The 12,458-nt window shown below is 62.7% G+C and carries 11 protein-coding genes; 9 read left to right on the plus strand and 2 right to left on the minus strand.

Annotated elements, in window-relative coordinates:
• Nucleotides 1–132: 132 nt before the first annotated feature.
• Nucleotides 133–537 (minus strand): DUF1232 domain-containing protein, encoded by a 405-nt coding sequence (locus IRZ31_RS15580; protein WP_297155258.1) that lies wholly within the window; start codon nt 535–537, stop codon nt 133–135.
• A 282-nt stretch (nt 538–819) separates the two neighbouring features.
• On the opposite strand from IRZ31_RS15580, the gene IRZ31_RS15585 reads away from it, so the two are divergent.
• From IRZ31_RS15585 to IRZ31_RS15615, 7 genes are all read left to right on the plus strand, one after another.
• Nucleotides 820–1,593, plus strand: coding sequence for a ferritin-like domain-containing protein (locus IRZ31_RS15585; protein WP_297155260.1), 774 nt, complete (start codon nt 820–822; stop codon nt 1,591–1,593).
• 650 nt (nt 1,594–2,243) lie between these two features.
• Entirely contained in the window at nt 2,244–4,358 is a 2,115-nt protein-coding gene (locus tag IRZ31_RS15590) for a molybdopterin oxidoreductase family protein (protein WP_297155262.1), read from the plus strand.
• Between the two features lie 21 nt (nt 4,359–4,379).
• The gene (nirB, locus tag IRZ31_RS15595) at nt 4,380–6,857 is read left to right on the plus strand and encodes a nitrite reductase large subunit NirB (RefSeq protein ID WP_297155264.1); all 2,478 of its coding nucleotides are present in this window, start codon (nt 4,380–4,382) and stop codon (nt 6,855–6,857) included.
• A gap of 108 nt (nt 6,858–6,965) precedes the next feature.
• Nucleotides 6,966–7,307, plus strand: a complete 342-nt coding sequence (locus IRZ31_RS15600; protein WP_297155266.1) for a Rieske 2Fe-2S domain-containing protein — start codon at nt 6,966–6,968, stop codon at nt 7,305–7,307.
• A 159-nt stretch (nt 7,308–7,466) separates the two neighbouring features.
• Complete coding sequence (locus tag IRZ31_RS15605) at nt 7,467–8,309, plus strand: uroporphyrinogen-III synthase (RefSeq protein WP_112426711.1); 843 nt, start codon at nt 7,467–7,469, stop codon at nt 8,307–8,309.
• 170 nt (nt 8,310–8,479) lie between these two features.
• Nucleotides 8,480–9,703, plus strand: coding sequence for an MFS transporter (locus IRZ31_RS15610; RefSeq protein ID WP_297155268.1), 1,224 nt, complete (start codon nt 8,480–8,482; stop codon nt 9,701–9,703).
• Entirely contained in the window at nt 9,690–10,118 is a 429-nt protein-coding gene (locus IRZ31_RS15615; RefSeq protein ID WP_297155270.1) for a class I SAM-dependent methyltransferase, read from the plus strand. The genes IRZ31_RS15610 and IRZ31_RS15615 overlap by 14 nt, the downstream gene beginning before the upstream one ends.
• 391 nt (nt 10,119–10,509) lie before the next feature.
• Here the strand turns inward: IRZ31_RS15615 and IRZ31_RS15620 are convergent, their stop codons facing one another.
• The gene (locus IRZ31_RS15620; RefSeq protein ID WP_112426705.1) at nt 10,510–10,731 is read right to left on the minus strand and encodes a type II toxin-antitoxin system HicB family antitoxin; all 222 of its coding nucleotides are present in this window, start codon (nt 10,729–10,731) and stop codon (nt 10,510–10,512) included.
• Between the two features lie 731 nt (nt 10,732–11,462).
• Here IRZ31_RS15620 and IRZ31_RS15625 point away from each other — a divergent pair.
• On the plus strand, nt 11,463–11,675 hold the full coding sequence (locus IRZ31_RS15625) for a zinc finger domain-containing protein (protein WP_297155272.1): 213 nt from the start codon (nt 11,463–11,465) through the stop codon (nt 11,673–11,675).
• Nucleotide 11,676: 1 nt separating this feature from the next.
• Nucleotides 11,677–12,306: a hypothetical protein gene (locus IRZ31_RS15630; protein ID WP_297155274.1), complete on the plus strand. Its 630-nt coding sequence runs from the start codon at nt 11,677–11,679 to the stop codon at nt 12,304–12,306.
• Nucleotides 12,307–12,458 lie beyond the last annotated feature (152 nt).

Raw genomic sequence — 12,458 nt, forward strand, 5'->3', positions numbered from 1 at the left:
GAGCACAGGATAACAGGGAAGAGGCCGCCATGTCAACCCCCGGCAGAGAGCCAGAGGGGGCCGCCTTCCTCCCCTGGATGAATCCAGGGGTCCCCGGCGCCACACCTTTATGGAGGGGAGCGGCTGGCTTTGTCAGTGACCGGGTATGAAATGAGGCTTGCTCAGCACCCAGAGCAAGAAGAGGGCGCCGAGTCCCCAGAGCGCCAGCACTAGAAAGACCCCTCCTCGAAAGCGTGGCTTCTCCTGAGCCTGAGCGGCGCGTGCGCGGGCCCGGCTCTCCTCTAGAATAGCAGGCGGCAGGAGCTTGATGGCCAGGAGAATTCCTAGCGGCAGAATGACCAGATCATCAAGATAACCGACAACCGGGATGCAGTCGGGGATCAGGTCGACCGGGCTGAAGGCATAGCTCAGGAGACCAAGAAGCAGCAGACGGTGGTACCAGGGCAGACGCGGATCGCGATAGGCCAGGAGAAGGGCATGGACTTCTTGCCGCAATTGACGGACGCGCGCTTGCCAGCGCGCTCTGAAGCCTTGCATGCTCTCTTTAACTCTCCCCTCAATTGGTCTCCTCCCTTATAAGCAGTATACGGGCCGCTGCAAGTCGTCGCGCTCCCAGACTGAGCGCCTCAGTAATCCAGTCGCCGACGCAGCGCGTATGTGCTCAATGTCAGGATAGAGAAGGCCGCTGCAGATAAACAGGCCGGCCTCTGGTGCGGCTCTCTCTGTTCTCGTTGCCTTGGCCGGTCTGACCGACGGGAGGGGCGCAACCGTTGGCAGCCAGCTCACTCACTACTTTGATGGAGATGAGGAAGACGAAGCATGTTCGATTCTGTGCACGATTCGCAGATAGCTAGCCAGCGGTCTGGCATCCAGGGGGAGGAGTCAGCCACCGCCAGGACCAGGGTCCCGGCTCGCCGGGCCTTTTTACGCCGCTCGTTGACTGGGATGGCGCTAGCGGTGCCTGTTGGGGGCTTGCTGGTGGCCTGCGGCTCTAGCTCGACGATGACGGGTTCGGCCTCGGCGCCGACCAGTGCGCCTACTTCAGCGTCATCATCCCCGGTGCGCATGCTCTCGCTCGCTTCAGTGGCTGATAGTGGCTCGGCCTTCCGCGAGATTATGCAGGATGAGAATGCCCACGTGACCTTTCTACAGCAGGCCCTGACCAAGGCAGGCGTTCAGCCTCGCCCCAAGCCAACCTTCAAGAACCTGGAGCAGATGGACGTCCAGGCGTTCGCTCAGTTGGCCCAAACCTTTGAGAATGTTGGGGTGGGAGCCTATTTGATGGCGGCCCCGGCCATCGCCACCAAAGCCTATCTGGCCGCCGCTGGTTCGATCCTGACAGTGGAGGCACGCCATGCCGGCTTTCTCGATGCCTTGCTCAATAAGCCGCTAAGCGCCAATGGGGCCTTCGACAAGCCGCTCTCGCAAGCCGAGATTGTGAACGCCGTGTCGCCTTTTATTGCCAGTCTCAATGGTGGCTCCGATCCCTCGGCCTCTCTCAAGAACGACGCGGCTATTCTGAATTTCGCGCTCCTCCTGGAGTTCCTGGAGGCCGAATTTTATAATGTGAATGTACCAAAATTCTTCAAATAGCGCTCTCTTCGCTCCTCTGCCCCTTCTGGGGACAGATGGTGCTGGCAAGGGAACGGGGTGGGAGGAGCGGGCTGGGCGCCGGACGCCGGTTCCGTGGAGACAGCGGTCGCTCAGGCACTGCCGGGAAGGTTGCCTGTCGACCGTCTTCTTCGCTCGCTGGCGTCCGGCGCTTTTTTGGGCGGCGATAGAAGGGCAGCGCCCCGCGCTGCCCAGGCTGCAAGGCAACACGGCCAGGGGCCTTCAGGACAGCCACCAGATCAGTGAATTGTGCAATATAGCCAATAAGCGGAGGAGAATCTTCAGCTATTCTGCCAATGACAGCGCTAAAAATGGGATGGTAATGTATATTCACAAAAGGTAACTGTGCAGATTGACTAAAGGCTCTGCCGATCATCAGGCCGGCCCGGGCAGACAGTGACTGCAGAGCCAGAGACGGTCGATGGCTGCCAGTCGATCCGACCGGAGTAGATCCCACAGCGCTGCTGCTGCCCCTGTTCCCCTGGACGCGGCAAGGAACCAGACCGGGCGAGGAGCGGTCGGGGAACAAAGAGTGACGATGCGCATCCCGCCTGTATGAGAGCGGCCCTGGACCAGACCAGCTCTGGTCTGGCTAGCTGGCTGCCTTGCTCCTAGAGCGAGGGAGGATAGCCTTGCAGCTGCGGCGAGAGACAAGTAGCGGCTCAAACAGCGTAGCAACTCATTGCCCATACTGTGCCTTCCAGTGCGGCATGCTCCTGGGAGGAGGCCCGCAACAGCTATGGATCGAGGGCGACAGAGGCTTTCCTGTCAACAAGGGAGGACTCTGCCTTAAAGGATGGACCGCACCGCAGACGCTGGCCCATCCTGAACGCCTCCAGACACCCCTCAAACGTCAGCCCGATGGACGCCTGCTGCCGATCTCATGGGACGAAGCGCTCGATAGCATTGTGCAGCATATCCACATCACCCAGCAGCGCTATGGCAAGGAGGCTGTCGGCGTCTTCGGTAGCGGGGCCTTGACTAACGAAGAGGCCTATCTGCTCGGCAAGTTTGCCCGCCTGGCCCTGAACACTTCCCAGATCGACTACAACGGGCGCTTCTGCATGTCCTCGGCGGCGGAAGCCATGAATCGCGCCTTTGGCCTCGACAGGGGGCTGCCCTTCCCTCTGGAGGACCTGGCTCAGGCCGAGGTCATCCTCCTCGCGGGAAGTAACATCGCCGAAACCATGCCCCCACTGATGCAGTATCTGGACCGTCAGCAGCGAGCTGGGGGCCTGCTGATCACGGTTGATCCCCGTCACAGCCTCACGGCTCGTTCAGGCCGGCGCCATCTGCAGCTCACGCCCGGCAGCGATGCGGTGCTGGCCAATGGTCTGCTGCACGTTCTGATTCGCGATGGCCTTGTCGACGAAGATTACATCGCCCAACGTACCAGCCACTTTGACGCCGCGCGGGCGATGGCCGCCGCCTATTGGCCGGAGCGTGTCGAACGTCTGACCGGAGTGCCCGAGCGAGACCTGACCGAGGTGGCTCACCTGCTGGGCCACGCTCGCTCTGCCATCATCTTGACCGGGCGCGGCGTTGAGCAGCAGCGTCAAGGGGTGACCAATGTCCTGGCCTATATCAACGTTGCCCTGGCCCTTGGGCTTGTCGGTAAGCCCGGAAGCGGCTTCGGCAGCCTCACTGGCCAGGGCAACGGCCAGGGAGGACGCGAGCATGGCCAGAAGGCCAATCAGCTCCCGGGCTATCGCCGGATCGACGATCCTGCGGCTAGAGCCACCATCGCTCGCGTCTGGGGGATTGACGAGGGCGAGCTTCCTGGTCCAGGCCGCTCAGCTTATGAACTGCTGACCAGCCTGGGCACGCCCGAGGGCGTGCGCTGCCTGTTCGTCATGGGCAGTAACCTGGTGGTCTCAGCTCCTAACGCCCTGCACATCGAAGAGCGACTGGCTGCCCTCGACTGCCTGATCGTCTGTGACTTCTTCCTCTCTGAGACGGCGCGGCTAGCTACGATTGTCTTACCGGTCACTCAATGGGCCGAAGAAGAGGGCACGCTCACCAATCTCGAAGGCCGTGTCATCCATCGGCGGCGTGCCTTTGCCCCGCCAGCCGGTGTCTGGGATGAGATCACGCTGCTCTGCGAGCTGGCCAGGCGCCTGGGCAAAGGCCAGTATTTCCCCTTTCGTAACGCGCGGGAAGTCTTCGAAGAACTCAGACGCGCCAGCGCCGGGGGCCTGGCCGATTATGCCGGCATCACCTACGAAAAGATCGATGCCCAGCAGGGCGTTTTCTGGCCCTGCCCGACGCCAGAGCACCCAGGTACTCCTCGCCTCTTCGCCGACGGCTTTCCCACTGCCGACGGGCGCGCCCGCTTTCATGTGACCCACTATCAGGGGCCTGGCGAAGAGCCTGACCGCGACTATCCCCTCTATCTCAGCACGGGCCGCATTCTGGCCCATTATCAGTCAGGCAGCCAGACCCGGCGCATCAGTCAGCTGCGCGCACTCAGTCCTGAGCCATTGATCGAGATTCACCCCACCACAGCCAGGGAGCACGGTCTCTCTGAAGGGGACCTGGCCCTGCTCTCGACACGCCGGGCGAGTATGCGGGGCCGTATCACGATCAATGAGGCCATTCGCGAGGATACGCTTTTCGTCCCTTTCCACTGGGGTGACGTACAAGCAGTCAATCGCCTGACCAGTAGTGCGCTCGATCCTATAAGTCGCATGCCCGAGTTCAAGGTCTGTGCAGCACGCATCGAGCGCCTTGCCAGTCCAGGCGAGTAATAGAGGGAGGGAGCAACGCAGATGACGCGGAAACAGCGACTCGTTGTCATCGGCAATGGTATGGGCGGCGCCCGCCTTGTCGAAGAGATCGTCAGCCGCCCAGGAGGAGAGCATTACGAGATCACGGTCTTGGGCGCCGAACCCTACGGGAACTATAATCGTATCCTGCTCTCAGGGGTCCTGGCCGGTACCTATTGTCCCGAACAGATCTTTCTCCATCCGCTGGCCTGGTACGAGCAACATGATGTCAGACTCTGCGCCGGTCAGGCCGCCACTCGCCTTGACTGGCAGAGCCACCGTGTCCAGATCGCAGATGGCTCCTGGGAACCTTACGACCGCCTGGTGATCGCGACTGGCAGCAGTCCCTGTCTTCCCCTTTTGCTCAACCTTGTGCGTGAGGATGGCCAGCTGATCGAGGGAGCCTTTACTTTCCGTACCCTGGACGACTGCCAGGCCATCCTTGCCCACAGCAGCCACGCTAGACGGGCCGCTATCATCGGCGGGGGACTCCTCGGACTGGAGGCAGCCAGTGGTCTGGTCAAACGTGGGCTGGAGGTTCACCTCATCCACCGTGCTCCCCACCTTCTCAACCTTCAGCTCGATGCGGCAGGCAGCGCCGTCTTAGCCCGCCTCGTCAGCGAGCAGGGAGTTCAGCTACACCTCAGTAAGGAGACGGTGGCCGTCCTCGGAGAAGATCGGCTCTACGGCCTGCGCTTCAGTGATGGTAGCGAACTCGCCTGCGACCTCTGCATCATTGCCACCGGCACCCGCCCTAATACCGATCTGGCACGGGCAGCTGGTCTGGCTGTCAGGCGCGGCATCGTCATCGATGATGACCTGGCCTGCAGTGTCCCCGACGTTTTTGCCCTCGGTGAGTGCGCCGAGCATCGCGGGCAGACCTACGGCCTGGTCGCCCCCGTCTGGGAACAGGCCCGCATCCTGGCCGAACGCCTGACCGACAGCGCCAGTCAGAAACAGTACACTGGCTCAGCTATCTCTACCCGGCTCAAAGTCAGTGGCCTTGATCTGACGGTTATGGGCGATAAAGAGCCGGCCAGCAGCACTGACGAGGTCGTCACCTACGCCGAACCCACCCGCGGGATCTACAAGAAGCTGATCGTACGCGAGGGGCGCCTGCAGGGCGCCATCCTGCTGGGCGACCTGCCAGGCAGTATGCCTGCTGCCCGCCTTGTGCAACTCTTCCTGCGCGGTGACCCTCTGCCCACCAACCGCGCTGAGCTGCTCTTCCCCTGTCATGCTGGTAGCAAGCAGGCGCTATCGGTGGCCGAGCTGCCCGACGACGCGCAAATCTGCAACTGCAACGGTGTCTCCAAAGGCGCCATCCTTGCCGCCGTGCGCGCTGGCAAGCGCAGCCTCCAGGCCCTCTGTGAGGCCACGCGCGCCGCCACTGGCTGTGGCTCCTGCAAGAGCCAGGTCCAGGAGCTACTCGTCCTGGCCTGCGAGGGCGAGGTGGCCGAAGACCCGGCAGTGCACTACTACGTCCCGGCCATTCCCTTGACCAAGCCTGAACTGGTGCGCGTCATCAAAGAGCGTAAGCTGCGCAGTGTCTCCGCTGTCTTCCAGGCGCTCGCCGACGGCAGAGAAGACCCGACCAGCAAAGCCGGCCTGGCCTCGCTGCTCAAGACCATTTGGGGCAAGGACTACCAGGACGAGCGCGATGCCCGTTTCATCAATGACCGCGTACACGCCAATATCCAGAAAGACGGCACCTTCAGCGTCGTGCCGCGCATCTACGGGGGCGTCACCACGCCTGAGCAACTGCGCCGCATAGCCGACGTCGCCGAAAAATATCGCGTGCCGCTCGTCAAGATCACTGGTGGACAGCGCATCGACCTGGTTGGTGTGCGTAAAGAGCAGCTGCCGGCCATCTGGAAAGACCTCGGCATGCCCTCCGGCCATGCCTATACCAAAGCCTTCCGCACCTGCAAGACCTGCCTGGGCAGCGACTTCTGCCGCTACGGCCTGGGCGACAGTACCGCCCTTGGCATCAAAATTGAGAGGCGCTATCAAGGCATCGAGATGCCACACAAGGTCAAGCTGGCTACTGCTGGCTGCCCACGTAACTGCTCAGAGGCTACGACTAAGGACCTGGGGGCCGTGGCCATCGAGGGAGGACGCTGGGAGATCTATGTTGGCGGGGCCGCTGGTTCGCGTGTTCGCAAGGGCGACCTGCTTTGCACGGTCGCGACCCATGAGGAGGTGCTGCTCTACATGGGGCGGTTCATGCAGTACTATCGCGAGAACGCGAAATATCAGGAACGCAGCTACGACTTCGTAGAGCGCGTTGGCATCGAGCACCTGCGGCGCGTCCTGGTGGAGGATGCCGAGGGCATCTGCGAGCGCCTCGACCGCGAGATTCAGGCTGCCGTCGACGCCTATGTTGACCCCTGGCAGCGCGAGGCCGAGCAGCCCGTGACTCCCACTCAGTTTAGCCAGGCTCTGGAGGCCGTGCCCGTTCCCCTGGGGGCCAGCGAGTGAGCATGCTTCGACCTGATCCGGTCTGCTTTCTCCATCCTGGTCCACGTACGCCCTGCAGGAAGTCCCGACGAGGACAGCATAGAGTGGAAAGGAGGAAACGAGCGAGCCATGATGAAAGCGCCGCTACCACCCGGAGCCGTGTGCTATAATCTAGGGCACATCAGCCGCATTCCGCGCGGCGAAGGCCGCACCTATCGGTTGCGCGATCGGCTCGTCGCCGTCTTTCGCAGCCGCAGCGAAGAGCTATTCGCGACGCAAGCTGACTGCCCCCACCGGGGAGGGCCTTTAGCCGACGGCATCATCGGCGATGGCACAGTCATCTGCCCGCTGCACGCTTTCAAATTCAACCTGCGCACGGGCACCCCGCTCGGGAATAGTTGCCCAAGCCTGCGCACCTATCCCGTCCGCCTTGATGCCGATGGCAACATTCTGATCACCGTTGACGACTAAAGAAGAGGGCCGGGGCAGGTTCTGCCCTCGCTGCCTCGGCCCGCCGCTCAAGTTGGGCCGCGGACAAACGAGACGACTTGCTACGTCACCCATGAGCCGATTGAGAGGGAGACGAGGCGAGTGGAAGGCAGAACACGGAAAGAGGAAAAGGGACCAGCTATGACAAGACGCTTTGCAGAGGCCGAGATCGCTGTCCTGGAAGCACGTATGAGCGGGGAACTCGCCAATCTCATCGCGCGTCACGGCGGACATGCCCGTTGCATCCCTGCCGTGCGCGAGGTCCCGCCAGCAGATGCGACCCAGCAGGCCATGACCTTGCTGCATGAGCTGTGCGCCCAGCGCCTGGACGCCATTATCTTCTCGACCGGCGTGGGCGCCAATGCACTATTACGGGAGATCGAGCGGCAGGGTCTGCTTCCAGAGCTGCTTGATGAACTCAAGCGGATCACCATCATCTGCCGTGGTCCCAAGCCGGCCACCGTGCTCAGGAAACATGGCCTGCCGGTGCACATCAGTGCACGCGAGCCATACACCACCGAGGAACTCCTCGATGCTCTGGATGAGGTCGAGCTGAACGGGAAGCGCGTGGCACTGCTGCACTATGGAGAGCGCAACGCCCGGCTCGTGGCCTATCTGCAGGAGCGCGATGCGCGGGTTCTAGAGTTCTGCCTCTACGAGTGGCAGCTCCCTGAAGATACCAGCTCCCTCACCCAGCTCATCCACGACCTCTGCGCCGGACAAGTCGATGCCCTCATTCTGACCAGTCAGGTCCAGGTGCGTCACCTCTTCCAGCTGGCAGAGAGGGAGGGATGCCGCCAGAGGCTCGCCGAGGCCCTGCGCAAGCAGGTCACGGTCGCCTCGATTGGCCCCACGTGCAGTGAGGCTCTGCAGCAGTATGGCGTCAGGCCGCAGGTTGTACCGGAGCATCCGCGCATGGGACACCTCGTCAAAGCTCTCTCGGACTACCTAGAGCGCCAGAGCCAGACTCTTCCCAGGAGCTAACTGAGGCTCACGAATCTGCCGGTAAGCAGGGCTTTACCCATTGCCTCGGCCTGGTCCCCCTTCTTCTTCACGCTGGACTGCCCAGATGGCAGCTCCTAGTGAGTCAGGCTATCTTTTTACCCAGGAGATTGGTCAACCTACCGTCCTATCATAAGGAGGTCATTACAACTATGCGCATTCCCCGCACATCGTTTACCACCTTGATTGCGGCCTTCCTCCATTTTGACACCTGCTTTGCGCTCTGGGTTCTGCTCGGAGCGCTTGGTATCTTCATTGCCCAGAATCTCAAGCTTAGTCCAGCCGAACAGGGGTTTCTCGTAGCCGTGCCCACCCTCGGTGGCTCGCTGGCGCGCTTCCCAATGGGCGTACTTGGTGATCGCTTCGGCTACAAACGCGTAGGCACCATCCTGCTGTTCTTCCTCTTCCTTCCCTTGCTGGCCGGCTGGCTTCTGCCCCTCAACTTCCCGGCTCTGCTGGCCGTTGGTCTCCTGCTTGGCTGCGCCGGTTCCTCCTTCGCCGTTGCCCTGCCGCTCGCCAGCCGCTGTTACCCTCCCGAGCGGCAGGGGCTGGTCATGGGGATTACCGCCGCTGGCAACATGGGGACTGTGATTGCCAACCTTGCTGCCCCAGCGCTCGCGCGCAGCTATGGCTGGCACACCGTCATGGGGCTGGCTATGATCCCTCTGGCTCTGGTCCTGCTCATCTTCGTGAGCCTGAGTCGCGAAGCTGAGAAGGCTCCTGCCAGTGCTATCTCTCTGCCCCAGTCATCCGGGTCCATCTTCAAGAGCGCCGATCTCTGGTGGTTTGCGTTCTTCTATAGCATTACCTTTGGGGGCTTCGTCGGTCTGAGCACCTTTCTGCCTCTTTTCCTGCACAACCAGTATGGCCTGAGCGCCATCAGCGCTGGCCTCCTTACGGCATTCGCCAGTCTGGCCGGCAGTCTGGCCCGTCCTCTGGGGGGCTTCCTCGCTGATCGCCTGGGTGGCATCTTCATGCTCAATATCGTCTTCAGTCTGGTGGCCATTAGCTACGCCTTGCTCGCCTGTGTTCCACCGCTCGGCCTGGGAGCTGCGCTGATCCTCTTCCTGTTGGCGATGCTTGGTACAGGCAACGGTGCTGTTTTTCAGCTTGTCCCCCTGCGCTTCCCTCAGCAGATCGGCATGGCCACCGGATTCGTGGGGGCCTGTGGCGGACTGGGGGGCTTCCTCCTGCCTTCGCTGCTGGGCGAGGCCAGACAGCTGAGCGGTGGCTACACCACGGGCCTGGTCAGCCTGGCTCTCCTGGCTCTCGGCGCTTTAGTTAGCCTGCGCCTGCTCGTGGGCCTGCGACCGGGCTGGCGGCTTGGACAGCGCGCTGCCGCTCCTGCCGGGCCAGGTCAAGGTGGAGGCAGCTAGCCGCTCTGATATCGGTGCTGCCGTGGGGCTGGGCCAGGTCTTGCCGCCAGCAAGCAGATGGACCAACTCGGTCACGCTCACCACGAGGCCCCTCGCTCCTGAGAGCACCCGCACCATCCTGGACGTGGGCACCGGCACCGGCATCTGGGCCTTCGAGATGCAGGCCCTCTTTCCTCACGCCCTCGTGGTGGGCGTCGACGTCTCCTTGCAATCCCTGCCCCAGCCGGTGCCCCCCACCTGCGTCTTTGTCCGGGCGAACGTGTTGGAGGGCTTGCCCTTTGCCGACGGCCACTTTTGTTATACCCATCAGCGCCTGCTGGCGGCCACCATTCCCGCCCAGGCCTGGCCCGGCGTCGTCCGCGAGCTGGTGCGCGTCACCCGCCTCGGGGGGGGGATCATGTCCACCGGATCGTGATCGGTGATGGCCATCAGGGCAAAGCCCTGGGAGCGAACATCGTCCAGGAGGGCGCTCGTTCGCCAACGCTCAACTGGTGTGCGGATCGAGACTCCTGTGGCCCGGGGCCGCCAGACAGCGCAGCCCGTCCCTGCTCCTTGGTGAAGAGAAGGCCTGGTTCCCTGGAGTTCAGCAGGTCCTGTCTCCAGAGGAGGGAGCCAGGAGAGCAACACTACTCTTTTGGCGCAATGGACTGGCGCAGGAGATCCTTCGCTATCTGCATGCGACAGGGGTGATACTGCTCCGCTTGGCGGATGACCTGCTCCGGCCTGACCCATTGCGCTTCTCCGCGCTGACCCGAGGCAGAGGCCGATCTGGCAGCCAGCAACGGCAAAGGAAGAGGAAAGGCTCGTCATGAGCTGGAAATGGCGACACGAGGCAACGGAATGGGGTCGCCGTGGGCCTGGGCATCCTCAATCCAGAGATCAATCGCTTCCAGACCGTGCTTCAGAGCTTCCTCATAGGTCTCGCCGTGGGTCTGACATCCTGGGAGCTCAGGCACGGTGACCAAGTAGGCTTGATCTTGCTCGCTCCACTGGATGATGAGAGAATAGTGTTTAGCCGATTGCTTCATAGCTTCCTCCCTAGGAGCACTGATATGGCCTTCTGGCGTCATCTCTTCCGCAGGCGCCGCCGATCCCGCCTCCTGGCGGCCTCTTCTGTCCCCACCGTGGCCACCTCAGCGGTGCCTGCCCCGGCTGCCGTTCAGATTCAGAGCCTCCAGGAGACAGGTCTCCTCTCTCCAGCTTGCACCCTCTGTTGCAGCTGGAGTATACTTCCTCGAGAGCAGCACCTTCCATACTGGCAATCTGTCATAGACCCCACGGCTCAAGCCGGGGGCTTGCAGGGAATCTTGCAAGCCCGACTATGACCAGCCCAAGCGGTTGAGCCGAAGGACAAGGCGAGGACGCCGCTCCGTTGCTGGCAGGCCAACGACCCACTCCGGGATGCTTCCCCAGTTCCGGACCCTGGAAGTCCCGGCTGCAGACAACCTTCGGGGTGTGGGCGAAACGGGCCGGGGCAGATGGCCGGCCAGCAACATGGGCGAGGGGAGCGGTCCGGGAGAGTCCGCCCGGGCCCGTCACCAGCCCCGTAAGGGGTCCCGAAAGGGAGGAAAGGATCAGGGGTGTTGCGCTGGGCAAGAGGAGGCAGCCGGGCCTTCCGGGGATACGAAGGGAGGGCGCGGCGCCTCCTCCCCAGGCGTGAACGCCGGGGCTTCCGGCGCCGCATGATTTGGTGAAGGGAGAAGGGACACTCGCAGCACGCACACAGGCGCGCAGCCCTCTTCCCCAGAAAGGAGACGTCATGGGAAAGCGTATCATCTGCCCGAACTGCCGGGGGACCGGCTTCACCGCTGATGTTCCCTGTGACCGATGCCAGGGGACGGGCCAGGTCGAGCTCATCGATGACTGGGGGCAACGCCGTACCGTCAAGTGCTTCCGATGCCTGGGTACCGGTTTGCTCAAGGAAGGCGACACCTGCAATATGTGTGGTGGCTCTGGCGAGGTGGAGATCTGAGATGCCAGCTCCTCTCACACTAGACTGGACCAGTGCAAGCTGGCAGGAAGCCTGTGAGGCGCTGGCTCGGCTGACGGATGCCCTCGGAACGCCCATCGACCCCGGCATCTTTGAGACGGTCGTGCTGCTCAATCTCCTGGGCTTCCCAACGGTGCAATCCTGCGAAGGCCATCTGGACCACGGCACCCCTTATCCCTGGGTCACAGTGGTGGATCGAGCGCTGCAGCAGCGCTTCCTGCAGCAGTGGCAGCAGGTCTGTCAGTTCCAGGAGCAAGCCCACCGGAGCGGCCACCCTGCTGATGTCGATCGCTACTACCGTGCACTGGCCGAGCTTCAGGTGGCTCAGGCACAGTGGAAACAGGAGGAAACGCTGCGAGCGCGGCTGATCGAGCTGCTGGACGCTTTCTATGATCAGCAGCCCTGCCGCTGTCCCGCCACACGGCTGCTGGTGCAGCGGCATCATCCGGGGCTGTACCGGATCAGGCCCGTCTATGCCACCGATCCGCCGCCGGAGGCGCTGCGCGCCAGCTACCTGGAGCGAGGGCAGGAAGAGATGCGCGCCTGGACGCGCTTTCTACGCCAGTGCTGGGAGAGGCAACGGGCCGCACACGCACAGAGCAGCTTGCCCTGAACGCGCTCGCGCACTATCCGAGAAGCGAGAGAACGATCCTGTTCACCCCATGTTGGTATCTGGTCCGGGAGGAAACGCCGCGAACCGCGTGAGGGTCGGCCCAGCCATGTCCTCTCCTGGACGTGGGCACCGGCACCGGCATCTGGGCCTTC

The sequence above is a fragment of the Thermogemmatispora sp. genome, assembly GCF_019683635.1.
In the GTDB taxonomy this organism is placed as follows: domain Bacteria; phylum Chloroflexota; class Ktedonobacteria; order Ktedonobacterales; family Ktedonobacteraceae; genus Thermogemmatispora.

Coding starts and splice junctions, on each gene's coding strand:
- IRZ31_RS15625 (WP_297155272.1), top strand. CDS start 11,463: ATGGGAAAGCGTATCATCTGCCCGAACTGCCGGGGGACCGGCTTCACC.
- IRZ31_RS15580 (WP_297155258.1), bottom strand. CDS start 537: ATGCAAGGCTTCAGAGCGCGCTGGCAAGCGCGCGTCCGTCAATTGCGG.
- IRZ31_RS15600 (WP_297155266.1), top strand. CDS start 6,966: ATGATGAAAGCGCCGCTACCACCCGGAGCCGTGTGCTATAATCTAGGG.
- IRZ31_RS15630 (WP_297155274.1), top strand. CDS start 11,677: ATGCCAGCTCCTCTCACACTAGACTGGACCAGTGCAAGCTGGCAGGAA.
- IRZ31_RS15620 (WP_112426705.1), bottom strand. CDS start 10,731: ATGAAGCAATCGGCTAAACACTATTCTCTCATCATCCAGTGGAGCGAG.
- IRZ31_RS15610 (WP_297155268.1), top strand. CDS start 8,480: ATGCGCATTCCCCGCACATCGTTTACCACCTTGATTGCGGCCTTCCTC.
- IRZ31_RS15605 (WP_112426711.1), top strand. CDS start 7,467: ATGACAAGACGCTTTGCAGAGGCCGAGATCGCTGTCCTGGAAGCACGT.
- IRZ31_RS15585 (WP_297155260.1), top strand. CDS start 820: ATGTTCGATTCTGTGCACGATTCGCAGATAGCTAGCCAGCGGTCTGGC.
- nirB (WP_297155264.1), top strand. CDS start 4,380: ATGACGCGGAAACAGCGACTCGTTGTCATCGGCAATGGTATGGGCGGC.